We start from the raw sequence: 24,847 nt of genomic DNA on the forward strand, positions 1-24,847 counted from the left end.
GATGAAAACAATGAAAAAAGGTTCGATTCACTGTACAATGGTACGGCTCTGTTTGCGGTAGGCGGAGGGACTCACCCCCTCCTGGGCTGAAAATACCCGCACAAAGTATTCCACGCTGTTGTAGCCCACGGCCTCGCTTATTTCCTTCAGTTTCATGCTGGTTTCTTTCAGCATGGTTTTGGCGTGGTGTATGCGCAGATGCTTCATGTAGCTGGAAAAGGACATTCCCATTTTGCGGCTGAAAAGCGTGCTGAAATACTTTTCGCTGAAACCGGCTTCCGAGGCCACTTCATAGAGGGTCAGGTCCGGTTTATAATAGTGGCTGTCAATGTAATTGATGGCCCTGGATATTTCGTCCGGGAAATCAAACTGGTAGTGGAACTGGACATAGCGCTTCATGTCGCTGAGAAAATTCACGGTCCATATGCACACTTCCTGGCTGGTCCTGAGCCTGGTCACCTCCTCCAGAAGGCTGGTGCTGTATACATAGTCCGTGTCCTCCAGCTGGTGGACCAGGGAGGCGGCGATATGGTAGGCCAGATAGAGCGCCAGAAGGCCTGCCTGCCGCACCGGAGATTCCTGTATGCGCACCAGAAGCAGGGAACGGGCAGACTCAAAGCGCGCCGTGTTATTGGATTTCAGGGCCTGTATGACCTCCTGGAATTCGCTCTCCCGGGCCACTGCCTCCCGGAGGGGAAAGCGGGAATAATCAAGGGAAGAAAACAGGTTCTGGGATTTCATGATATACTTCATGGTCAGGTTCATGGTTGCTTCGGCCAGTTTTTCCTCAAAGGAAGAGGGCCCCTGGGCCAGGCTGCTCACGGCTGCAGATGCCTCCACGTTCATGTAGTTCTTCCAGGCATTGAGAAGGCGCCGGCAGACCCGCAGAAGGCCTTCCAGGGCCTGTCCCTGGCTGTCAGAGGTGCCTGTTTCATAGACCATGACCAGATTGGTCACATGGTCCGGCACGATAACGCCGTGGTTTGCAATCTGTGAAATCTGTCCGGCCAGATTAAGCAGCGAGACATGGAAATTCCGGTCAAAATCACTGCCGAAGTTCTTCCTGATTTCCTGACATCTCTGGATTGAAAAACAGACCATGTAATAACAGTCAGGGAGCCCGGCTGCTTCAGGCTGGATTTCCCCGCGGAGAAGCCGGGACAACAGCTGTTTCCGGTCCTGGATGCCTTCACCGCCGTCAGCCCGGGTCCTGCCCTTTTGGGCCAGGAGCTGCTTCATATTGGACAGATGCCGTTTCAGCATCTCCTCATGGATTTCCCGTTTCAGGCAGTAATCATAGATGCCCAGCTTAAAGGCCTGGCGCACATAGGGAAAATCATTGTATGCGCTGAGAACCAGGATTTCCGGCTGTGTATGAAATTCCTTCACCCGGCGGATTAACTCCAGACCGTCTATGACCGGCATCTGTATATCTGTAATCAGGATGTCCACCGGATGCTGTTCCAGATAAGCCAGGGCCTCCCGGCCGTTGGATACGCAGCCGGCCAGTTTGAGCTCCATCTCATCCCAGTCAATCATGGAACTCAGCATCATCCTTACAATTGCTTCATCATCAGCTATCAGTACTGTGTACATGGTCCTCATCCTCTGTTGTATTCGTTATGACAGGCAGGGTCAGCGTGACCCTGGTATATGCCCCTGGTTCCGATTGGATAGAGACTCCGTACCGGGGACCGAAATTAAGCTTTAAACGCCTGTCCGTGTTGCTTACGCCAATGGTACGGCGCCGGGGGTGTTCCGGCCGGCCGGGGGATTCCGGGGAACCGGAAGGTTCCTGGGATTCTGTATCTCCTAGGATTTGACGGATGGTATCCTGGTCCATGCCTTTGCCGTTGTCAGTAATCTCAAAAATCAGGTTTCCTTCCCGTATGGTCCCGGCAACCGTTATCCTGCCAAGACGGTCGCCCAGGTTGTCAAAACCGTGGGTAATGCAGTTCTCAACAATAGGCTGCAGAATCAGCTTGGGCACCTTGCAGTCCAGAACCGCGGGATTTAAGTCCATGTCCACCTCAAAGCTGTCCATGTAGCGGAACTGCATGATATAGATATAGCTCTCCAGCACAGACTGCTCATCGCGGACCCGGTAGAATCCTCCGTCCCGGTTTAGCACTGCTGCAAGAATATTTTCCAGGGCCACCACCATGTCCTGCATACCGGTATAATGGGCTGAGATGGCCATGAATTTTAATGTATTCAACGTATTCATGAGAAAATGGGGATTCATCTGGGACTGGAGGGTATGGAGCTCTTCCTGGTATTTTTCCTTTTCAATCTGTTCCTTGTCATGAATCAGCTTTTTAATCTGCTCCACCATGTTGTTGAAGGTGGCTATCATCCGGGCAATATCCTGCTGTCTGCACATTTCCACCTGCGTGTCCAGGTTGCGGTGCTCCACCTCCCTCATGCCTTCCGTCAGATGGCCCAGCGGAATCAGCAGCCGGTTCATGTACCATTTAAAATAGAAAATGAACATCAGGACCACACACAGGATGACAGCCATGCTGATAAGTGAGAACAGGGTGAACTGTCCGAACAGTGAGGTTTCGTTGACCGCGCTGACCAGATAGTATCCTGGCTCAGGCATTGGCAGAATCATATACCGTATGCCGCGGTATGAAATCTGCTGCCGGCCGCCGTCGGATACATGGTTATTTTTTGCAGGATGACTGCTGGCTGCGGGGCGGGCTGAGCCAGCCGGGTCTGCTGCGTTTTGCCGGATTTTTTCCATGACAGCAGACGGAATCCGGTTTTTCTGACCGGGGGCTGCCACGATGTTTCCCTGGCTGTTGATGAGACAGATGGTTCCCAGCTTTCCGTTTTTGTTGTAGTTTTTAATGGAATCCGGTATTTTTGATATCCGGTAGAGGACAATGCATTCTGCCTGCGTATCCTCCCCGGGAGCATAGGCGGATATCTCCAGAATCTCCCGGGCAGAACGGATGCGGTAAAAATAGTCTTCGTCCACCAGGGCGGTGTGTACCAGTCCCGGATTGCTGACAGCGGCCTGATACCATTCCTTTTGCCGCAGCTCGTCCACGCTGTAGCGCATCTCGCCCTTGGGAATGATGGCGGAGCCATCCCTGCGGTAAATATGGATGTCCAGAATCTTATATTCAGGCGCGGCCAGCATCTGATACATGGTATCCAGCTGTTCCAGGGCCTGTTCCTGCTTTTGTGCGTCATGTCCCGCCGCATCCCGTATGGTGGTGCCTCCGTTCATGTTGACCACCCGGGACAGGGCCAGGGCTGAACTGCGGGTCTCTTCCCGGTATAATTCCAGAACCGCCTGCTGGGTCACGGTTACGGACTCCGTGGCAGCCCGGTAGATGTATCTCCCTGCAGCCAGGAACACCAGGCCCAGGATAATCATGACTGGGAACACAATCATGCAGACATAACTGATTACCACGTCTTTAATCAGGCTGCTTTTGAATATTGGTTTCATGATTTTACCTCTTGTGTTTGCTGGTTCAATCATAGCATGTCTTGGGAGGGCAATTCAAGGTTAATTCATTTTCTATACTGGTAAAAATCCGCCGCCATCAGGTCAAAATCCTCCAGGCCGCAGACCTTAAAGGCCATCCTGGGACGTCTGATGGGGTAAAAATGGGGTATGGCTTGCATTCCCGCCCAAAATATGCTACACTATCCCCTGCAATAAGGCCGCAGATTCCCAGTATTCATCAGCATTTACCGGGACAATCTGCAACAACGACCGGTGTGTTCGAGACCTTCCACACCTAAAACAAAACTAAAGGAGACAACCGAATATGAGAGAGAGCAACAAGAAAATGTACCATCTGGCACACGGCGCCATGATAGCTGCCGTGTACGTGGCCCTGACCGTGGCATTTGCGCCAATCAGCTTTGGGGCAATTCAGTTCAGGGTATCTGAGGCCCTGTGCATCCTGCCCTATTTTACGCCGGCAGCAGTGCCGGGACTGTTTGCAGGGTGCTTCCTGTCCAACCTGATGCTGGGAAGTCCGTGGGACATGGTGTTCGGAAGCCTGGCAACCCTGATTGGGGCAGCCGGTTCCTGGTACCTGCGCAGGCATAAATGGTGTGTATGCCTGCCGCCTATCCTGTCCAATGCCATCATCATTCCGTGGGTGCTGCGTTATGCCTACGGTTCCCCGGATTTGATTCCGGTGGCAATGGTCACAGTGGGCATCGGGGAAGTGCTGGCCGTGGGAGTGCTGGGCAATGTGCTGATGGTTACATTGGAGCGATATAAAAATCTGGTTTTTAAGCAGCAGGCAGCGTAAGCCGGCCTGCCGGTACAATACCGGGATAAACTGTTAAGGAAAAATCAGAGAAGGACTTTGGGGGTATGCAGGCTCAGGCAGGAGCCTGAGTGCATATCATATATCAGGTCTGTCATGGAGGAATGCCGGGGAGCCGGTATTTCTCCATTTTTTATATAGCTTTTCGAATTTTTTTTGATATAATAAGGAAGAGATATTTTTGTGCGGGAAAATGGATGACAGGCACAGGGAAGGACTATTGATTATGTATCAGATAGATTTTAATAAACCGGAACACGTACACTTCATTGGAATTGGAGGCATCAGCATGAGCGGCCTGGCGGAGATTCTTCTGGATGAGGGATTTTCCATATCAGGCTCTGATTCCCATGAGACAGGACTGACAGAGCACCTTGAAAAAAAGGGAGCCAGGGTATACTACGGACAGAGGGCCGCCAATATTGAGAAGGAGCCGGGAATTGACGTGGTCGTGTATACGGCGGCTATCCATGAGGATAACCCGGAGTTCAGGGCGGCCAGGGATAAAGGGCTTCCCATGCTTTCACGGGCAGAGCTTTTAGGTGAGCTGATGCGCAATTACAAGGAGGCTGTCGCCATCTCGGGCACCCATGGCAAGACCACCACCACATCCATGCTTACGGATATCCTTCTGGCGGGAAACATGGATCCCACTATTTCCGTGGGAGGCATCCTTAAGGACATAGGCGGCAACATCCGAGTGGGCGGGCCGGATTTGTTTGTCACGGAGGCATGTGAATATACCAACAGTTTCCTGTCCTTTTATCCCACCATGGAGGTTATACTGAATATTGAGGAGGACCATCTGGACTTCTTCAAGGATATTGAGGACATACGCCATTCCTTCCGGCTGTTTGCAGAGAAGCTTCCGTCCAAGGGACTTCTGGTGGTGAACAGCTCCATCGAGAAGGCGGAGGAGATTACCAGAGGCCTTAAGTGCCGGGTGGTCACCTTTGGGAAGGACCCTTCCAGTACCTATACTGCCCGGAACATAACATACGACGGATATGCCAGGCCTTCTTATGACCTGGTGATTCAGGGAGAGGTGGTGAACCGCATCACCCTGGGCGTCACAGGAGAGCACAATGTATATAATTCCCTGGCTGCCATTGCCGTTGCCCTGGAGCTGGGAGCAGGCTTTGACGCCATCATGGCGGGGCTGGGAAGATTTACAGGCACGGACAGACGGTTTGAGAAAAAGGGAGAGGTCGGAGGAGTCACTGTTATCGACGACTATGCACACCATCCCCAGGAGATACGGGCCACCCTGGCGGCTGCCAGGAATTATCCCCACAGGAAGCTGTGGTGCGTGTTCCAGCCCCACACCTATACCAGGACCAGGGCGTTTCTGGACCAGTTTGCGGAGGCGCTGTCTGCTGCGGACGAGGTGATACTGGCGGATATCTATGCTGCACGTGAGACAGATACCCTGGGAGTCAGTTCCAGGGATGTGGCGGAGCGGATTGAGAAGCTGGGTACCAGTGTGCACTATATTCCTTCCTTTGATGAGATTGAAACATTTATTTTGGAAAATTGTATGAACGGCGATTTGTTGATAACTATGGGGGCCGGAGATATTGTAAAAGTAGGAGAAAAGCTGTTAGGACAATAGTTATCCACATTATCCACATAGTTTTCAACATTTTATGTAAAGAAGCTATGTGGATTTTTTGATTAACATAAAAAAATGTCGCACGATTTAAAAAATCTTGGATTTATACGGTAAAAATGGGGTTTTATGAAGAACGGGGACAATTATGTCCACCATTTTTCCACATTATCCACATTATCCACAACGAAATATGTGCAAAACTGCGCCTATTTTCTTTTGGAGGTGGATGTGTTATGATAGAATGAAGCAAGGAGTGGTAGGGATGGGTGGAAATATGAAGGATAAATGGAGTGTTCCGGTCACGGCTGTGGCCAATGAATTCATTGATACATATATGGCTGCTGCCAATGGTGAATATGTGAAGGTGTATCTCTATGTGCTTCGCCACCAGGGGAAGGAGATTACCATAGAGCTGATTGCGGATGCCCTGAACCACACGGAGTCTGATGTCCGCAGGGCTCTTTCCTATTGGGAAAAGGCCGGCGTCCTCACTGCCCCGGAAAGGGAGCAGCCGGTTTTGGCGGAGCAGGTCCGCCCGCAGCCTGAGGCATGTATCCGGGAACGGGCGCAGTCAGGGGGCCGGGCAGAGGTTCCCGAGCAGCAGGGCGCTCCGTTTAAGCGGGAGACAATGACTGATTCCGTGAATCAGGAGGACAGCTGCGCTCCGGTCTACTCTGCGGAGCAGGTGAACCGCCTGGCCCAGGATGAGGAATTTTCCCAGCTTCTCTACATCGCACAGAAGTATATGAATAAGGTTTTTACCCCCAGGGACTGTCAGGTATTCGCTTATCTGTATGAGGGATTGTCCATGAGCAGCGAGCTTTTGGAGTACCTGGTGGAATACTGTGTGCAGAACGGTCATATTTCGGTGCGCTACATTGAGACAGTGGCCATGAGCTGGCATGAAAAGGGCATCAGGACAGCCCAGGAGGCAAAGGATTACTGCGCTTCCTACAACCGGGATTCCTTTGCTGTCATGAAGGCGTTCGGCATCAACAGCAGGAAGCCGGCTGCGCCGGAACAGAAGCTGATGGACAAGTGGTTCCGGGACTACGGGTTTACCAGGGACGTGGTGCTGGAGGCCTGCAACAGGACCATTACAGCCATCCACAACCCCAGTTTCCAGTATGCGGACAAGATATTGTCGGACTGGAAAAAGGCCGGAGTCAGGGGGCTGGCCGACGTAAAGGACCAGGATGCAAGGCGTACCGCTGCCAGGGAAGAGAGCGGCGAGTCCAGGGAGAAAAGGCTTCAGAAGTATGATTCCGCTGTCTCGTCGGCCAGACAGGGCTCCGGCGCCAGGAAGAATACATCCAACCAGTTCCACAATTTCAAGCAGAGGGATACGGATTATGATGCCCTGGTCTTAAAGCAGGTAAAGGAGTGGGTGGGACAGCAGCCATAGGGCAGATGACGGGCAGCCGTTTTTAAACACGCCTTAGAGCGTGTGTCACAAGTCCCAATACACATAAGGAGAGTGAACCATGGCACTGAGCAATTCCCAGTACGATGCAATCATGAGGGAGTATGGAAGGCAGCAGATTGAGAACCACCATAAACTGGAGGAGCGGCGCAAAGAGATTTATGCCAGGCTTCCGGTGGTAAGGCAGCTGGAGGCGGAAATCGCAGAGCGTTCCGTGGCGTGCGCTAAAAAGCTGCTGGAGGGGGATAAAAGTGCCCTGGACAGGCTGAAGGAGGACCTTAAGGACCTGCGTGAGCAAAAGTCCCTTATCATCAGGGCAGCCGGATATCCGGACGATTATCTGGAGCTTCATTACAGGTGTCCGGACTGCAGGGACACAGGGCTTATAGACGGCCATAAGTGCCACTGTTTCCTTCAGGCCCAGATGAAGCTTCTGCATGCCCAGTCCAATCTGGAGGATGTGCTTGAACGGGAGAATTTCAAGTCCCTGAGCTTTGAATACTATGACGATACGGAGATACTTCCCCAGCTGGGCATTACCAACGCGGCATACATGCGGCGGGTGGTAAAGGGGTGCAGGGAGTTTGTGCGGGAATTTGATAAGAAACATGACAACCTGCTGTTTACAGGAAGCACCGGCGTGGGAAAGACCTTCCTGACCAACTGCATTGCCAGGGAGCTGATGGACAGTTTCCACTCCGTTATCTATCTGACGGCCAGCGACCTTTTCGAGGTGTTTTCCAGGAATAAGTTCGACTATGATAATGCAGAGGAAATGAGGGATATGTACCGGTTCATCCTGGACTGCGACCTTCTCATCATTGATGATTTGGGAACAGAGCTGAACAACAGCTTTACATCCTCCCAGCTGTTTTACTGTATCAATGAGCGGATGAACATGAGCCGTTCCACCATCATTTCCACCAACCTGACACTGGCGCGTCTCAGGGATTCCTATACGGACCGGGTTACATCCAGAATCATGAGCGGATACAGAATCATTCCATTATATGGGGGAGATATCAGACTGTTAAAAAAGTAACGTATAAGAAAGACATTTCCGGGCCGGAAGGGCCTTGACGAATCATGGAGAATGATGGTATAAAAGTATATGCCGGTCCAGGCAAAGATGCCTGGGGCAAAAAACAGGAGGATGTTAACCATGTTGTATGAGGAGAAAATCATTGAAACCATTCCCGTTGGTCCGTTGGGATTGATTCCGTTAAAGAGCTGTACGGAATTGGGCAATAAGGTGGATGCTTATCTGGTGGACTGGAGACGGGAGCGGGAGAGCGAACACAAGTCTACCATAGCATTTTCCGGATATCAGAGGGATTCCTATATCATCAATGCCGTTACCCCCAGGTTTGGTACAGGCGAGGGCAAGGGGCTGGTGACGGAGTCCATAAGAGGCGACGACTTATATATCATGGTAGATATATGCAACTACAGTCTGACCTATTCCCTGTTCGGCATGACCAACCACATGTCGCCGGATGACCATTTCCAGGACCTGAAGCGTGTGATTGCAGCGGCAGCAGGCAAAGCCCACAGGATTAACGTAATCATGCCTTTCTTATACGAGAGCCGCCAGCACAGGCGTTCCGGCCGGGAATCCCTGGACTGCGCCCTGGCTCTTAAGGAACTGGTAAATATGGGAGTGGAGAATATCATTACCTTTGACGCCCATGACCCCAGGGTCCAGAACGCCATTCCTTTAAGAGGATTTGAGACAGTGCAGCCCATCTACCAGTTCCTCAAATATCTTTTGAAGAATGAGACGGACCTGCAGATTGACAGCGACCACATGATGGTTATCAGCCCGGATGAGGGAGGTACAGGCAGGGCCGTGTACTTTGCCAACATGCTGGGACTGGATATGGGCATGTTCTATAAGCGCCGCGACTACACGAAAATTGTGGGCGGACGTAATCCCATTGTGGCCCATGAGTTCCTGGGAGCCAGTGTGGAAGGCAAGGATGTGCTTATCATCGATGATATGATTTCCTCCGGGGACAGTGTCATGGATGTGGCCAAGGAGCTGAAACGCAGAAAGGCCAGGAAGGTCTTTGTATGCGCCACCTTTGGTCTGTTTACAGGGGGACTTACAAAGTTCGACGAGTATTATGATAAGGGAATCATTGACCGGATACTGACCACTAATCTGGTATACCAGACCCCGGACCTTCTTGAGAGACCTTACTATATTAATGTGGATATGAGCAAGTATATTGCCCTAATCATTGACAACCTGAATCATGACGCATCCCTGAGCGATTTGCTGACGCCTACCAAGCGTATCAACAGGCTGCTGGCTCAGTACCGCAGTTAACAGGAACATGATGTAAAGGATAAAAGGCCGTTTTCCTAGTATCTGCCAGCCGGGGTATGCCGCGGCGCTTCGGCAGGCTGCGGGGACGGCCTTTTTGGATATCCGGCAATGCCATGGACAGGGGGAAGATATTATATTATGGAAGAAAAGCAGTTCCGCGACAAGGTTTACTGGCTGACATTCCTGTTCAGCCTGCTGGTGGTATGGGTGCATTCCTTTAACGGGGAGCTGTTTATGGGGACCCCGGAGGCAGCCCTTGAGGTGGCGCGGATAGAACATATACTGGGAGAGAGTCTGGGACAGATAGCAGTGCCGGGCTTTTTCATGGTGTCTTCCTATCTGTTCTACCGCGGCTTCAGCTGGGAAAAACTCATACCCAAGTGGCGTTCCAGGGTAAGGAGCCTGGTGCTGCCCTATCTTCTGTGGAATTTTCTGTATTATATGGGCTATGTGACAGCCACCCGCCTGCCCGGCCTGGCAGGGGTGGTGGGAAAGTCCCCTGTACCATTTACAGGGGCCGGGCTCTTTGAGGCTCTTGTGTGCTATGCCTATAATCCCGTGTTCTGGTATCTGTTCCAGCTGATACTTCTGGTGGCGCTGGCGCCCCTGATTTACGCCGTGATGCGGGGAAATGCCACGGGAGCTGCTGCTCTGGGAATCATGGCCTGGGGCCTGTGGATGAACCGGGCCATGCCGGTCCTTAACCTGGACGCCCTGTTTTATTTCTGCACCGCTGCCTGGGTGAGCCTTCACAGGGATACCTGGGGAAGGAAAATAGAGGAAAAGGCCGGGGCCGGAGGAAACATGGCGGCCGCAGCGTTCCTGCTGCTGGCCATGGTTCTGCTCCGGTACCTGGGCCGCCCTGAGGGCCTGCTGTGGGCGCGGCCTCTTTTCACTGTGTGCTGGAGGCTGTGGGGAGTCTGCGCAGCTGTCCTGGCTGTAAAGGCAGCGAAGCTTCCGGCTGCCAGGGAGTGGATGAAGCATAACTTTTTCCTGTATGCCATCCATTTTGCCTGGGTAAGGCTCATCAATAAGGCTGCAGCGGTCTTATTCCCCGGAAGTGAGGTTATAGCCCTGACCGTATTTATCCTGATGCCTGCGTTTATGGCGGCAGTCAGCACCCTGATTGGAAACGCCATGAGGCGGTTTCTGCCCGGGGTCTATTACGTGTTGTCCGGAGGAAGGTAGGCCGGCCGGGCGGTTCCCTGCCATGCAGGGCGGCCGGCCGGACAGCGCGCCGGATTATCCGGCAAAACTTCTTGCAATCTCTGTGATTCTATGGTATTCTGATACTACTTCCGCGGCATTTCTTGCCGTGACAGCTTTGGCACTGCATGTTTTGAGCAGGCGTTGGGGTGCGTGCACAGGCACCTGTAAGGGGCGGTTCGCCCGGAATTCACATTAGTAATGCAGACAGGAAAACGGTTTGGGAGTAGTATGAAACCAGCGTGAAAAAGGGGCGTGGCGGGAAAATAGAGGTTGACATTTTGGGTGAACTATACTATTATTGTAACTATTAGAGAACGTTTGTTCGTATAGAAGGCATTGGAGGATACTATGGCCAGAGAAGAAAAGAGTAATGTAATCAACCGCGATATGAATAAAGATGAGAAGCTAAAGGCGCTGGATGCTGCCCTTACCCAGATTGAGAAGGCGTATGGAAAGGGTTCTGTCATGAAGCTGGGGGATTCCAGGGCCAATATGAATATTGAGACGGTTCCCACAGGCTCCATCAGCCTGGATATTGCCCTGGGACTGGGCGGAGTTCCCAAGGGAAGGATTGTGGAGGTATACGGACCTGAGTCTTCCGGTAAGACCACGGTGGCTCTTCACATGGTGGCAGAGGTGCAGAAGCGCGGAGGCATTGCAGGCTTTATTGATGCAGAGCATGCCCTGGACCCTGTATACGCCAGGAACATAGGAGTGGATATTGATAACCTGTACATTTCCCAGCCGGATAACGGTGAGCAGGCCCTGGAGATTACCGAAACCATGGTGCGTTCCGGCGCCGTGGATATCGTGATTGTGGACTCCGTGGCAGCCCTGGTTCCCAAGGCCGAGATTGACGGCGAGATGGGCGATTCCCATGTGGGCCTTCAGGCCAGGCTTATGTCGCAGGCCCTGAGGAAGCTTACCGCTGTTATCAGCAAGTCCAACTGTATTGTCATTTTCATCAACCAGCTGCGTGAGAAGGTTGGCGTTATGTTTGGAAATCCGGAGACAACCACCGGCGGACGGGCCCTGAAGTTCTACGCATCCGTGCGTCTGGACGTCCGCAGGATAGAGACTTTAAAACAGGGCGGAGAGGTCACCGGCAACCGTGTCAGGGTAAAGGTGGTGAAGAATAAGATTGCGCCTCCTTTTAAGGAAGCTGAGTTCGATATCATGTTTGGCAGGGGCATTTCCAAGGAAGGCGATATCCTGGATTTGGCAGTTAAGGAGAACATCATTGAGAAGAGCGGCGCCTGGTTTGCTTATAACGGAGCTAAGATTGGCCAGGGACGTGAGAATTCCAAGCAGTACCTGTCTGATAATCCGGCCATCTGCGCTGAGGTGGAGGCCAAAGTTAGGTCAAAGTATGAGCTGCCCGGTGCAGAGGAGGCCATGGAGGCTGCCGAGGTCCTGAGGACAGCCGCCAAACCAATGGAAACGGAAGCAGGGGAAGCAGATGCCCCTGAGCTGGTATGATGGTCACAGCCGTCATTCCTGTAGATAAGAGAAAGAGCAAAGTCTTCCTGGAGGAAGGCTTTGCCTTTGTTTTATACAGGGGTGAGGTTGAACGGTACAGGATAGAGGAAGGCAGGGAACTGGAAGACAGGGTCTATGGGGAAATACTCAGGGATGTACTGCGTCCAAGGGCCAAGGAATATGCCCTGCATTTATTAAAGGATTCGGGAAAGACCGAGAAGTGGATGAAGGAAAAACTTGGGAAGGCAGGATATCCCAGGGAGGCAGTGGACCATGCAGCGGATTTCCTGAAGGAATATCATTTTCTGGATGACAGTGCCTATGCCCAGAGCTATGTGCGCTCCTATGCCGGGAAAAAGAGCCGCCGCCAGATGGTGTATGAGATGCAGCAAAAGGGCGTGGATTCCTCTTATATAGAGGAGGCCCTGGAGCAATCGCCTGTGGATGAGGAGGAATCAGCCAGACAGGCTCTGGCCAAGCGCCTGGGGGGCAGAAAGGAGGCTTCCTACCAGGAAAAAGGCCGTCTGGCGGCCTTCTTAGGGCGGAAGGGATACTCCTTTGAGGTGATAAACAGGGTGATGAGGGAGATTAAAACCGCTGAAAACCAGGAATAGGGCCTATTGCAATTTGTCTATATTGTCTGTCTCTGCGGGAAAATAAGGGGAAGATACTTGACATAATTCTGAAAAAAGTATAAAATTAATATGTTGTAGTTCGTACAATGAAAATTAAATAAGGAGGTGCTCCTGTGTCACAGATAATGGTCCCTATGATGATGATTATCGTTATGATAGTTGTGGCTATTATTACTTGGTTTGCTGCACGCAATTACGAGAGGAAGCAGTATGACAGCAAGGTAGGAAGTGCAGAAGAGAAATCAAGGGAAATAATAGATGAAGCATTAAAAACCGCAGAGACAAAGAAGCGAGAAGCTCTCCTGGAAGCCAAGGAAGAATCTTTAAAGACGAAAAATGAGTTAGAGAAGGAAACCAAGGAAAGAAGAGCGGAACTTCAACGTTATGAAAAACGTGTATTAAGCAAGGAAGAAAACGTTGAAAAAAAGGCAGATGCCCTGGAAAAGAAGGAGGCGGACCTGGTCAGGAGGGAAAACATTCTCAGTAAACGTACTGCAGAAGTGGAAGCCCAGTATGAGCAGGGGATACAGGAACTGGAACGGATATCCGGTCTAACCTCCGAACAGGCAAAAGAATATCTTTTAAAATCTGTTGAAGATGATGTAAAACATGACACAGCTAAATTAATTAAGGAACTTGAAAACAAGGCAAAGGAAGAAGCTGACAAGAAGGCCAGGGATTTAGTGGTGACTGCCATCCAGCGGTGTGCTGCAGACCATGTGGCTGAGACAACGGTTTCTGTTGTACAGCTTCCTAACGACGAGATGAAAGGCCGCATCATTGGACGAGAGGGCCGTAACATTCGTACCCTTGAGACCCTTACCGGTGTGGAACTGATTATCGATGATACCCCGGAAGCAGTAGTATTATCCGGATTTGACCCAATACGCAGAGAAGTTGCTAGAATTGCATTGGAGCGTTTGATTGTGGACGGACGGATTCATCCGGCCAGAATCGAGGAGATGGTAGAGAAGGCACAGAAGGAAGTGGAGAACAACATGAGAGAAGAGGGCGAAGCAGCCTGTCTTGAAGTTGGCATCCATGGAATTCATCCGGAACTCGTTAAGTTACTTGGTAAGATGAAATTCAGGACCAGCTATGGCCAGAATGCATTAAAGCATTCCATCGAGGTGGCCCAGCTGTCAGGACTTTTGGCATCAGAACTTGGAGTGGATGTACGTTTAGCAAAACGTGCCGGTTTATTACATGACATTGGTAAATCCGTTGACCATGACATGGAAGGTACCCATGTTCAGCTGGGCGCAGACCTGTGTAAGAAGTATAAGGAATCTGCCACTGTACTGAACGCGGTGGAATCCCATCATGGCGATGTTGAACCTACCAGCCTCATTTCCTGTATTGTACAGGCAGCCGATACCATATCTGCTGCAAGACCTGGTGCAAGACGTGAGACGCTGGAGACATATACAAACAGATTGAAACAATTAGAAGATATTACCAATTCCTTTAAGGGAGTGGACAAGTCTTTTGCCATTCAGGCAGGCCGTGAGGTTCGTATCATGGTAGTTCCGGAACAAATCAGCGATGATGATATGATATTGCTCGCAAGAGATGTTTCCAAACGGATTGAGGACGAGCTGGAATATCCGGGACAGATTAAGGTAAATGTGATTCGTGAATCAAGAGTTACGGATTACGCCAAGTAATTGTCCGGAGTGAAAGATAAATGCCCTAAAACCCGCAAGAATGTAGTGTTCATGCGGGTTTGGGGCATTTTTTTTTGGGCGGAGCGCAAACCGCCCGTGACAGAGGGATAAGAGTAAAAAAGAGATTGTGCCATGGGATGTATCATGCTAGAATATATATGAGCAGAGTTAGGCGGAAGCAGGACTCCTGCTTAGGGGAATCAAAGAGAGGAATATGATATGAATAGACGGATGGCAGGGCTTGGCACGGTATTTTTGGCATGTACCCTTATGCTGGGGGGATGCAGTACTGGGAATAAGGTTGTCAATATCCAGGTGCCCGATGAGGATGTCACCACAATCACATTCTTCGGCAATAAATATGAGCCGGAAAATGTAACGGTCATTGAGGAAATCCTGTCGGACTTCATGAAGGAGAACCCAGGCATCAGGGTATCCTATGAAAGCCTTAAGGGAAACGACTATTACAAAGCCCTGGAAAAGAGGATGGATGCAGGCAAAGGCGACGATGTGTTCATGGTGAACCACGATGTCCTGTTAGAGATGCAGGCCAGGGGACTGCTGGTGGATTTATCCGGTCTTGACACCATCCGGGGCTACAGCGACTCCATGCTCGGCCAGATGGATGAGCATGGAAAGATTTACTGGATTCCCACCACGGTATCGGGATTTGGGCTTTACTGCAATAAAAAACTGCTGAAGGAACATAAGCAGAAAATACCGGAGAACCTTCAGGAATGGAGGCAGGTCTGCGGTTATTTTAAGGAACAGGGCATTACTCCGGTTATAGCAAACAATGATATCTCGCTGAAGACCCTGGCCATTGGCCTGAGTTTTTATCCGGCGTATCAGGAAAAACAGGAAAGGGATATTTTTGGCCGCCTGAATGAGGGGAAGGATAAGCTGAGCCTCTATATGACTCCTGGTTTTTCTCTGGTCAAGGAGTTCCTTGACAATGGTTATGTGGATGCCCAAAAGGCATTGAAGACCCAAAAGACCTCGGATGATTTGGAAGAATTCGTAAAAGGAGAGTCCCCATTCATGCTGACTGGGGCATGGGCGGCCGGCCGGGTGGAGGGCATGAATCCGGATTTTGACTTTGAGGTGGTCCCTTATCCTGTGCTGGAGGACGGCGGACTAGTGGTCATCAATGCAGATACGCGCCTGAGCGTCAATGGGGACAGCCAGCATATAGATGAAGCCCTGGTTTTTGTGGAATATTTTACCCGTCCTGAGAACATACAGAAGTTCGCGGACCAGCAGTCCTCCTTTAGTCCTTTAAAGGAAGGGATTCCGTCGTCCGTAAAAGAGATGCAGCCCATGGTCGCCTGTTATCAGTCAGGAAGGACTGTCATCGGGACGGATGGGCTTCTGGAACTGCCCATATGGGACCTGACAGCGGAGGCGTCCAAACGTCTGATGGCAGGGGAAACCCTGGATGATACCATGGAATGGATGGACCAGGAGGCAGCAGGGAGAATGGGAGGATGGTAATGGACAGGAACCGAACCGGTATAAAAAAGAAGATTGCCCTGGCTGCTGTTTTGGTGGGGGCAGTGCTTTGCGCCCTGACGTTCCTGTTCATACATGAGGTCAAGGAGGAGCTGTGGAAACAGTCTGTCCAGACCATCATAGAGAGCACGCAGCAGGGCTGCAACACCCTGAAAATCCAGCTTACGGAGGATTACCAGTCCATGGGGACTGTGGCGGAGAATCTCAAGGGATTTGCTTCCGGACAGCAGGAGGAACTGGGATTTCTGCTGGATTATTATTCCCAGATAGAAAGTGGAATCAGCCTGTATCTGCCGGACGGGGCCTGTATTCCCGCGTATGGGAAGATTGACGAAGGGGCAAGGGAAACGCTTGACGGTACGGACCGGAAGAACGGCATCATTGACCCCCATATCAGCAGTGTCACCGGTGTCAATGTGTTTGATTTGTTTGTCCGGGTTACGCTGCAGGACGGGGTGCAGGGATACCTGGTAAAGGAATATGAAGTGGAACGTATTGTGGACAGCTTTACCCTGTCTTTCTATAATAATGCCGGATTTTCCTATGTGGTCAACCTGAAAGGGGATGTGCTGATTCGTTCTCCCCATCCAAACAGCAACAAAACAGTCAAGAACCTGTTTGATATGCTGCCGGAGACCCGGAACAGCCGTGAGAGTCTGGAACAGTTTTCCCAGTCCCTTCAGAATTCGTATACGGGCTGGGCAACCTTCAGCTATCAGGGGGAGGATACCGTATTCTGCTATGTGCCTTTGAAGCTCCAATCCGACTGGTACCTGATTTCCATTATTCCCCGGGATGTGGTCAATGCCCAGACAAATGAGATACTTGTGCGTGCTTTTACCCTGATTGGCTGTATCCTGCTGGGGATTGCCCTGCTGCTGGCCTTTTATCTGCGTTATGCCAACAGGACCAACCGGAAATTAAGGAACCAGGCTGACTATATCAGCCGCCTGTACAATGCGGTGCCCGAGGGAATTGCCCTGATGTCTGTGGATTCCCCCTATGATTTCCTCCAGCTGAATCAGGAAGGGCTGAGGCTGCTCCGGTGTCCTGAGGGGGCATCCAATGATGCCATGAAGGGAAAAAGCCTGCGCGATGTGGTACACCGGGAGGACTATGAAAATCTGGCAGGACTGTTTAGGGATACGGCAGAAAGCGGCAGAAAGAATATCTTTGAGATACGTGTGATTACTGCGGATAATGGGTATTTCTGGGGAGCCGGAATCGTGGAGAGGACCCTGGATGAAAATGGAAGCCCTGTATTGATTTCAGCTATCCACGACATCACGGACGTAAAACTGGCGGAGGAGGAGGCGGAGAGGGAGAAGCTGCAGGAACGCCTTACCCTGGTAGGGGCCATTTCCAATGCATATCCGGTGATTGTCAGTCTTAACCTGACTAAGGATACATTAAACTTTATCTATGTAAAAGAGGGACTGATGCTGAATCTGGGCTGTCAGGAGTCCTACAGCCAGCTTTTTGAGGACGCTGCGTCCTCGATTCATCCGGAACATCAGGAAGAATTTGGCCGGCGTTTTTCGGCGGAGAATTTGAACAGGACCCTTGGCCGGGAGAAGAGCGAGGTGTTCCTGGATGTAAGGCAGATGCTTGGGGACGGCAGGTATCACTGGGTATCCATACAGATTATCCATGTGGATAATCCCTATTCAGAGGATAAACTGGCAATCCTGATTTCACGCCGTATTGACGAACAGCGCTATGAGGAGGAACAGAAACGCCGCGCCCTTCAGAGCGCGCTGGACAGCGCCAGGGCGGCCAGCGAGGCCAAGAGCCGGTTCCTGTCCAATATGAGCCATGATATACGGACTCCCATGAATGCAATTGTAGGCATGACGGCCATTGCCACCGCCCATCTCAGCGACAGGGAACGGGTGATGGAATGTCTTAAGAAAATCAGCCTGTCCAGCAAGCATCTTCTGAGTCTGATTAACGATGTGCTGGACATGTCAAAAATCGAGAGCGGGAAGCTATCCATACGGGAGGAACCCTTTAATCTGGCTGAGCTGGTGGCGGAATCAGTGGAACTGGTGCGTCCCCAGGCCGAGGCCAACTGCCTGAAAATGGATGTGCATCTGGAAACCCTGAAAAGTGAGGATGTGGTGGGGGATGCCCTCCGAATCCGTCAGATATATATTAATATCCTGAGCAATGCAGCCAAGTACACCCCAAAAGGGGGAAGCATCCATGTGGAGGTGAAGCAGGAACGGGGGGTAGGAAGAGGATATGGGCGTTATGTGTTCCGGTGTGCGGACACAGGAATCGGTATGAGCGAGGAATTTGTGGGCAAGCTGTTCCAGCCCTTTGAACGGGCCCAGGACTCCACCAGCAGCCGGATTACCGGGACCGGTCTGGGAATGGCCATTACTAAGAATTTGATAGATTTAATGAATGGTGATATCATAGTAGAAAGCAGGCCGGGCGAAGGCTCTGTATTCACAGTGGCCCTTCCCCTGCTGATTCAGGATGCAGTGCCTGAGGAGGTGCCGGAGGAATGGATAGGCATCCACTGTCTGATTGTGGATGATGATGAACAGACCTGTGAGAATGCGGCGGAGCTTTTAGGGGATATGGGACTGCGTCCTCAGTTTGTCACGGAAGGTGCTGCGGCAGTAAGGCGGGTATTGGAGCTGAAGGATTCAGAGGACCCGTTCCGCCTGGTTATTGTGGACTGGAAGATGCCGGATATGGATGGGGTGGAAGTGGCCCGCCGCATCCGGCAGAAGGTGGGAAGAGAGGTTCCCGTCATTGTGCTGACTGCCTATGACTGGGCGGAAATTGAGACAGAGGCCAGGGAAGCCGGCGTATCCGCATTTCTGGCAAAGCCCTTTTACCGGTCCAAGATATGCTACCTTCTCAGCGAGCTGAGCGGTGAAAAGGAAGGGCAGGAATGGAACGGATTTACAGGCCGGGCGGATTTTACAGGCCGGCGTATCCTTCTGGTGGAAGACAATGAAATGAACCGTGAGATTGCCAGAACCCTGATAGAGGAGATGGGAGTGGAGGTGGAGGAAGCCTGTGACGGGGAGGAAGCCCTGGAACGGTTCCGACAAGTCCCTGAACATTATTACGACATGATTCTGATGGATGTGCAGATGCCAAAGATGGATGGATATGAATCCACAAGGGCTATCCGCCGTCTGGACAGGGAGGATGCGGCCTCTATACCCATCGTAGCCATGACTGCCAATGCATTTGCAGAGGATGTTCAGAACGCCCTTCGCGCCGGAATGACAGCACATTTTGCAAAACCCATAGACGCCGGTGTGCTGGAGCAGATGATATATAAGTATTTGAGGTGAAAGGATGAAAGCTGACAGTGGTTTAAACAGGCTGGTATATGAATATTTTGAGGCCAGGATTCTTTATGGATATTATAAATATGGAGAAAGTCTTCCGTCCATAAAGAAAATATGCCAGATGTTCCATCTGGCGCAGGCAACCGTAAGGGCTGCTCTGACCTCCCTGGAGAACAGAGGATATATAAGGGTTGAACCGAGAAAGACACCTAAGGTGATTTATAAAGCAGGACCAGCCGGATTCAGGGAGAATGCAGCCAGGTATTTTGTGCCGAGGAAAATGGGAATCGTGGATTTGGCCCAGTCAGGAAAGCTGCTGTTTGAGCCGCTGTGGCGGGAAGGTCTGAACCGGTGGAAGGATGAGGAATGGGAATCCCTTTTATATAATATGAAGCACCCGGAGGCAGGAGCCGTATCCATGCCGGTGGAGTTTTATATATTGGCATTCAGGGCGCTGGACAACCGCCTGTTTCTTAATCTCTATTGGGAGACTGTGCGTTATATAAGGTTCGCTTATCTGTCTGACCAGGAATCCCGGAAAAAGTTCACGGACCAGGAGTTGGACGGACTGTCCAGGGATGATGTCATTTCATTGCTGGGACAGTCCTTTGAGGCGTCCTATGGCCGCGCTGTGACGGATTTGTTTTCTTTCATAGAGCAGGCGCAGTCGGAGTACGGCATGGAGGATGCGAAGCAGGTTCCTTTTTACTGGAATATTTACAGGCAGCGTCCCCAGCTGAGGTATACGCTTGCATCCCGCATCCTGTGGGGAATTGAGAAGGGAATCTATCCGCCGGGAACCTATCTGCCGTCTCTTCCGCGGATGGCGGAGCATTATGAGGTGTCCCTGAATACGGTGAGGCGTACCCTGTCCATTCTGGACAGCATGGGCATGACCAGGTCCTTTCACGGAAAGGGGACCCTTGTCCTGACAGAGCCGGAGGGGGTGGATTTGGCCAATCCGGAAATAAGGGAGGGTATGAAGCTGTATATTGAAAGTCTGCAGCTGATGATGCTGACCATAAAACAGGTGGTGCTGTATACACTGGAGCATGCGCCGGCGTATGTTGTGGAGAAGCTGAAACATGATGTCTGCCAGCTCAGGGAAGAACGGAAAAGCTATATGGCCTTTGAGGTGGTGCTTGGGTTCATTGAACAAAGCTGCGGGCTGAATCTGGTAAAGGAGTGTTACAAAAAGCTAAGGGAGCTGATTGTATGGGGGTATCCCATTGTGCTGCTGCGCCTGAAGGAAAGGGACATACACATGGAATATGAAGGCATTGTGGCTCTGGCAGGCCGGCATCTGCAGGAGGGGAACGCAGAGGCGTTCTCCCACGATGTGAAAGAACTGATGGGATGGGAATATCAGGAGGTACGGATGTTCCTGGAACATATGGGCGCCCCGCAATAAGGCTCCGGAACAGGAGGCTGCTATGAAGGTAATCCGTAAAGTTGAGCTTAAACCGGGAAGCTATGAAGAGGAACTGCCGGGAATCTCGGCGGAATTTCCCTACATTGCTTCCTATGTGGAGTTGGATAAGTGCGCGGGAAGACAATCCCCCTGGCATTGGCACAAAGAGGTGGAGCTGTTTTACATGGAGCAGGGCAGCCTGGAATATGATACGCCTCAGGGCAGGACGGTTTTCACTGCCGGCTCAGGGGGTTTTGTGAATTCAAACGTGCTTCATATGTCCAGGGCAAGGGATGGGGCGGAGGTGGCTACCCTTCTTCACATCTTTAACCCGCTGCTAATCAGCGGTCAGAGCGGAAGCATCATTGACCGGAAGTATGTATCGCCCCTTGTGACCTTGTCCCAGATAGAGATAATCGGGCTGTACCCGGACCAGCCGGCCCACGGACCTGTCCTGGAAGCCCTGCGGCGGTCCTTTCAGATATCGGAGGATGAGTATGGCTATGAAATCCGTTTGCGGGCAGCCCTGTCCGAAATATGGTGCAGTCTCCTTTCACTGGCAGGGACCATGGAGAAAAGCACCAGATACAGCAGCCGGTCCAGCCAGAAAATAAAAATTATGATGGCGTTCATCCACAAACACTGCGGGGATAAGCTGTCGGTAAAGGAGATTGCGGCGTCCGCCTTCATCAGTGAGCGGGAGTGTTTCAGAGTGTTTAAGGACTGCCTGAATATGACCCCGGTAGAATATGTGACCAGCTACCGCCTTCAGCGGGCTTGCTGGATGCTGGCCGAGGGAAATGAGCCCATCACCGGCATATGCCAGGCCTGCGGCCTGGGAAGCAGCAGTTACTTCGGCAAGGTATTCCGCAGCTGCATGGGATGCAGCCCCAAGGAGTACCGGCTAAAGTGGCGGAATAGTAATATAAGATGACAGCAATTCGATATCTTTGGGTAATGTGATGCACTATAATGATAGTAGGAAGAGGGTATGGCACCTTCTTCCCACGGTCATGGAAGGGGCTGCATATTCCTGGAGGTGTTGGATTGTGATAAAACTTACTATATTGAACATGAATGGATTCCTGCAGATTGTGAATCAGTGCAGCGGCGCAGTCAACGCCGTATGTCCGGATGGAAAATGGCGGGATATCAACAAGTCATACGCTGCCCAGAAGGTGTTATGGGACCAATTCAGGGAGAATCATGGCAGCCTGGCCCTGAAACTGGATTTCCAGAAGCCGGAGGATTATGTGAGGATTGTGTATCATCACATCAGTGAGATTTAAGGGAGCGGAATTTTTCACTATGATGATTTTGCCATCTGGATTTGATGGCGGTGTATTTTGCAGGTTCTTCGGAACCTGCTTTTTCATTTCGCACTGCAGATTTTGTGCTGAAAGAGAGAACCCTACATTATAACACCAGGGTTGGAGACTGTGATATAAAGGGAGAGGAGGTGCATTTTTATGAAGACATACAGGACAGTGGACCTGGCAAGGATGTTTGGAATTCATGTTAACACCGTGCGTCTGTATGAAAGATACGGCCTGATTCCAAAGGCAGAGAGGACAGGCAGCGGTTACCGGATATTTACGGAGCTTCATGTGGAGCAGTTTAAGCTGGCAAGGGCGGCCCTGCGGGTGGAGGTCCTGCAAAACGGACTGAGGAAACAGGCAGTGGCCATCATTAAGACATCAGCGTCAGGGGATTATGGGAAGGCATTGGAGATGACAAAAAGTTACAGCACCCAGCTGGACCGGGAGATGAAACATGCAGAGGAGGCTGTCCGGACATGCCGGGCACTGCTTGCAGGCATAAAAGGCCCCTGGCCTGAAAATGGCTGCGGCCAGGCTGTGTACACAAGAAAGGAAGCAGCGGATATGCTGGGAGTTACCATTGACACGCTGAGGAACTGGGAGCTTAACGGCCTGTTTTCCGTCAGGCGGACAGCCAACGGTTACCGGGTTTATACAGGGGAAGATATTAAGAGGCTGGCCATCATACGCTCCCTCCGGTGCGCCAGCTATTCCCTTTCGTCTATTTTGCGGATGTTAAACGCCCTGTCCGGGAATCCGTCCGCCAATATCCGGAGAATCATTGATACGCCCGGCGGGGACGACGATATCATCACTGCCTGCGATAAGCTGCTCACTTCCCTGGCGGAGGCCAGGGAGAACGCAGGGTATGTGGAATCGCAGATAAGGAAGATGATGGAGATGGGACATGGTAATCAGCTGTGAGAACCGAAAGCAGGCACCAGCGGGAACCTATTCCGGAAAAGCCTACACTTATCCACCAGACCCTGGAATTATGCTAATATTCTGATACACATGAATCAAGGAGGCGGAAAAATGATGAATCAGGCACAACAATGGAAGGATGGGAATACTGCTGGCTGTGAAGAAGCGGTGACGGTTTCAGGACTGAGCAAGTCCTATTCCGGTAAAAAGGTAATTGAGAACCTGAGCCTTACAATCAGGCCGGGCCAGGTATATGGACTGCTGGGGGCCAATGGCTCAGGAAAGAGTACGGCTGTGGAATGTATGCTGGGAACCAGGAGGGCTGATGCGGGAACGGTCCGGATACTGGGTTTTGACCCTGTGAAGGAGCGCAGACAGCTGTTCGAACAGGTGGGGGTGCAGTTCCAGGAAGCAAATTATCCGGACCGAATCAAGGTAAGAGAGCTTTGTGAGGAGACTGCCTGCCTGTATGAGAAAACAGCGGATTACCGGGATTTGCTGCGGCAGTTTAATCTGGAGGACAAGGCCGGCGCCATGGTTGGCCAGCTGTCAGGCGGACAGAAACAGAAGCTTTTTATTATTCTGGCACTTATACCAGGTCCCAGGGCGGTGTTCCTGGATGAGCTGACAACGGGGCTGGACACAAAAGCCCGCAGGGAGGTCTGGAAATGCCTTTTGGAAATGAAGGAACAGGGCCTTACCATATGCCTGGTATCCCATTTCATGGACGAGGTGGAAATGCTCTGTGACCGAATCGGTATCTTAAAGGACGGAAATTTTGCCTTTGAGGGAACCGTTAAGGAGGCAGTGGACAACAGTCCTTATAGCAACCTGGAAGATGCGTATTTGTGGTGGACACAGGAGGAAAACAGATGAAACGGTTTTATACTATATTGAAAACAGAGCTGAAACTATCCGTCAGGGGTATGGATATGGTTATATTTGCTCTCTGCATGCCCCTGGTTATCATTTCACTTTTGGGAATTATTTATGGCAGTAAGCCTGCCTATCCGGGGGCAGGATATACGTTCCTGGAGCAATCCTTTGGGGCTGTCACCACCATAGCGGTCTGCGCAGGCGGCGTTATGGGGCTGCCCCTGGTGATTTCGGAATACAGGCAGAAGAAGATACTGAAGCGGTATCAGGTAACGCCAGCCAGCCCGGCCCTGCTTCTGGCAGTCCAGGCAGCGGTCTATGCAGTCTACTCCCTGGCGGCCCTGGTGCTGGTTTATATGGCTTCAGTCCTGTTTTTCGGAGCGCACTTTGCAGGCTCGGCGGCGGCATACATGGCTGTGTTCCTGTTTGTCATGCTGTCTGTATTCAGCATAGGCATAATGGTGGGGGGCGTTGCGCGGGATGTGAAGACTGCAGGCATTGCGGCAAGCCTATTGTATTTTCCCATGCTGGCCCTGTCCGGCACCACCCTGCCCTATGAGGTGATGCCGCCTGCCCTGCAGCGGGTTGCAGATATCCTTCCCCTGACCCAGGCCGTCAAGCTGCTGAAGGCTGTTTCCCTGGGGCAGCCGGCGGAGGACGTGTGGAAATCCTGTCTGTACATGGCAGTGTGCTTCCTGGTGTGCAGCGGGATTTCCCTCCGGTATTTTAAGTGGGAATGAGAGTAAACATTCCCTTTTGCAATGGAGCTGGTTTGGACTTGATTTATGGCAGGCTTTATGTGAAAATAAAAGGCAGAGAATTATAAG

Annotated in this window: 19 protein-coding genes; 17 read left to right on the forward strand and 2 right to left on the reverse strand. The window is 51.4% G+C overall.

Annotation, left to right across the window (positions count from 1 at the left end):
• Window positions 1–27 precede the first annotated feature (27 nt).
• Both FGS84_RS06495 and FGS84_RS06500 read right to left on the reverse strand, forming a co-directional pair.
• Window positions 28–1,596 (reverse strand): response regulator, encoded by a 1,569-nt coding sequence (locus tag FGS84_RS06495; protein WP_138306860.1) that lies wholly within the window; start codon window positions 1,594–1,596, stop codon window positions 28–30.
• The gene (locus FGS84_RS06500) at window positions 1,574–3,466 is read right to left on the reverse strand and encodes a histidine kinase (protein ID WP_138306861.1); all 1,893 of its coding nucleotides are present in this window, start codon (window positions 3,464–3,466) and stop codon (window positions 1,574–1,576) included. The genes FGS84_RS06495 and FGS84_RS06500 overlap by 23 nt, the downstream gene beginning before the upstream one ends.
• A gap of 325 nt (window positions 3,467–3,791) precedes the next feature.
• Here FGS84_RS06500 and FGS84_RS06505 point away from each other — a divergent pair, with 325 nt between their 5' ends.
• The 17 genes from FGS84_RS06505 to FGS84_RS06585 all read left to right on the forward strand — a co-directional run bounded on the left by FGS84_RS06505 (window position 3,792) and on the right by FGS84_RS06585 (window position 24,760).
• Window positions 3,792–4,286: a QueT transporter family protein gene (locus FGS84_RS06505; RefSeq protein WP_138306862.1), complete on the forward strand. Its 495-nt coding sequence runs from the start codon at window positions 3,792–3,794 to the stop codon at window positions 4,284–4,286.
• Window positions 4,287–4,530: 244 nt separating this feature from the next.
• Window positions 4,531–5,916, forward strand: coding sequence for a UDP-N-acetylmuramate--L-alanine ligase (gene murC / locus FGS84_RS06510; protein WP_138306863.1), 1,386 nt, complete (start codon window positions 4,531–4,533; stop codon window positions 5,914–5,916).
• A 262-nt stretch (window positions 5,917–6,178) separates the two neighbouring features.
• Window positions 6,179–7,321 (forward strand): DnaD domain protein, encoded by a 1,143-nt coding sequence (locus FGS84_RS06515; protein WP_138306864.1) that lies wholly within the window; start codon window positions 6,179–6,181, stop codon window positions 7,319–7,321.
• 79 nt (window positions 7,322–7,400) lie between these two features.
• Window positions 7,401–8,381 carry an ATP-binding protein gene (locus FGS84_RS06520; protein ID WP_138306865.1) on the forward strand — a complete coding sequence of 327 codons (981 nt, stop codon included), beginning with the start codon at window positions 7,401–7,403 and terminating at the stop codon, window positions 8,379–8,381.
• A gap of 120 nt (window positions 8,382–8,501) precedes the next feature.
• Entirely contained in the window at window positions 8,502–9,671 is a 1,170-nt protein-coding gene (locus FGS84_RS06525; RefSeq protein ID WP_138306866.1) for a ribose-phosphate pyrophosphokinase, read from the forward strand.
• A 138-nt stretch (window positions 9,672–9,809) separates the two neighbouring features.
• Complete coding sequence (locus tag FGS84_RS06530) at window positions 9,810–10,859, forward strand: acyltransferase (RefSeq protein WP_138306867.1); 1,050 nt, start codon at window positions 9,810–9,812, stop codon at window positions 10,857–10,859.
• A gap of 408 nt (window positions 10,860–11,267) precedes the next feature.
• Window positions 11,268–12,359, forward strand: coding sequence for a recombinase RecA (gene recA, locus FGS84_RS06535; RefSeq protein WP_240305767.1), 1,092 nt, complete (start codon window positions 11,268–11,270; stop codon window positions 12,357–12,359).
• The gene (locus FGS84_RS06540; RefSeq protein ID WP_138306869.1) at window positions 12,356–12,973 is read left to right on the forward strand and encodes a regulatory protein RecX; all 618 of its coding nucleotides are present in this window, start codon (window positions 12,356–12,358) and stop codon (window positions 12,971–12,973) included. Before recA ends, FGS84_RS06540 begins: the two co-directional genes overlap by 4 nt.
• Before the next feature lie 146 nt (window positions 12,974–13,119).
• Window positions 13,120–14,661, forward strand: a complete 1,542-nt coding sequence (rny, locus tag FGS84_RS06545) for a ribonuclease Y (RefSeq protein WP_207739863.1) — start codon at window positions 13,120–13,122, stop codon at window positions 14,659–14,661.
• A gap of 219 nt (window positions 14,662–14,880) precedes the next feature.
• Window positions 14,881–16,155 (forward strand): ABC transporter substrate-binding protein, encoded by a 1,275-nt coding sequence (locus FGS84_RS06550; protein WP_138306871.1) that lies wholly within the window; start codon window positions 14,881–14,883, stop codon window positions 16,153–16,155.
• On the forward strand, window positions 16,155–19,493 hold the full coding sequence (locus FGS84_RS06555; protein WP_138306872.1) for a response regulator: 3,339 nt from the start codon (window positions 16,155–16,157) through the stop codon (window positions 19,491–19,493). Before FGS84_RS06550 ends, FGS84_RS06555 begins: the two co-directional genes overlap by 1 nt.
• 4 nt (window positions 19,494–19,497) lie before the next feature.
• On the forward strand, window positions 19,498–20,901 hold the full coding sequence (locus FGS84_RS06560) for a GntR family transcriptional regulator (RefSeq protein WP_138306873.1): 1,404 nt from the start codon (window positions 19,498–19,500) through the stop codon (window positions 20,899–20,901).
• Between the two features lie 22 nt (window positions 20,902–20,923).
• Window positions 20,924–21,835, forward strand: a complete 912-nt coding sequence (locus FGS84_RS06565; protein ID WP_138306874.1) for an AraC family transcriptional regulator — start codon at window positions 20,924–20,926, stop codon at window positions 21,833–21,835.
• Window positions 21,836–21,950: 115 nt separating this feature from the next.
• Window positions 21,951–22,190 carry a hypothetical protein gene (locus FGS84_RS06570; RefSeq protein WP_138306875.1) on the forward strand — a complete coding sequence of 80 codons (240 nt, stop codon included), beginning with the start codon at window positions 21,951–21,953 and terminating at the stop codon, window positions 22,188–22,190.
• Between the two features lie 180 nt (window positions 22,191–22,370).
• Entirely contained in the window at window positions 22,371–23,144 is a 774-nt protein-coding gene (locus tag FGS84_RS06575) for a MerR family transcriptional regulator (protein ID WP_138306876.1), read from the forward strand.
• Window positions 23,145–23,258: 114 nt separating this feature from the next.
• Entirely contained in the window at window positions 23,259–24,020 is a 762-nt protein-coding gene (locus tag FGS84_RS06580) for an ABC transporter ATP-binding protein (RefSeq protein WP_138306952.1), read from the forward strand.
• Window positions 24,017–24,760, forward strand: a complete 744-nt coding sequence (locus FGS84_RS06585; protein WP_138306877.1) for an ABC transporter permease — start codon at window positions 24,017–24,019, stop codon at window positions 24,758–24,760. Before FGS84_RS06580 ends, FGS84_RS06585 begins: the two co-directional genes overlap by 4 nt.
• The last annotated feature ends 87 nt before the right edge of the window (window positions 24,761–24,847 follow it).

The sequence above is a fragment of the Clostridium sp. 1001271st1 H5 genome, assembly GCF_005845215.1.
Classification (GTDB): Bacteria; Bacillota; Clostridia; order Lachnospirales; family Lachnospiraceae; genus Enterocloster.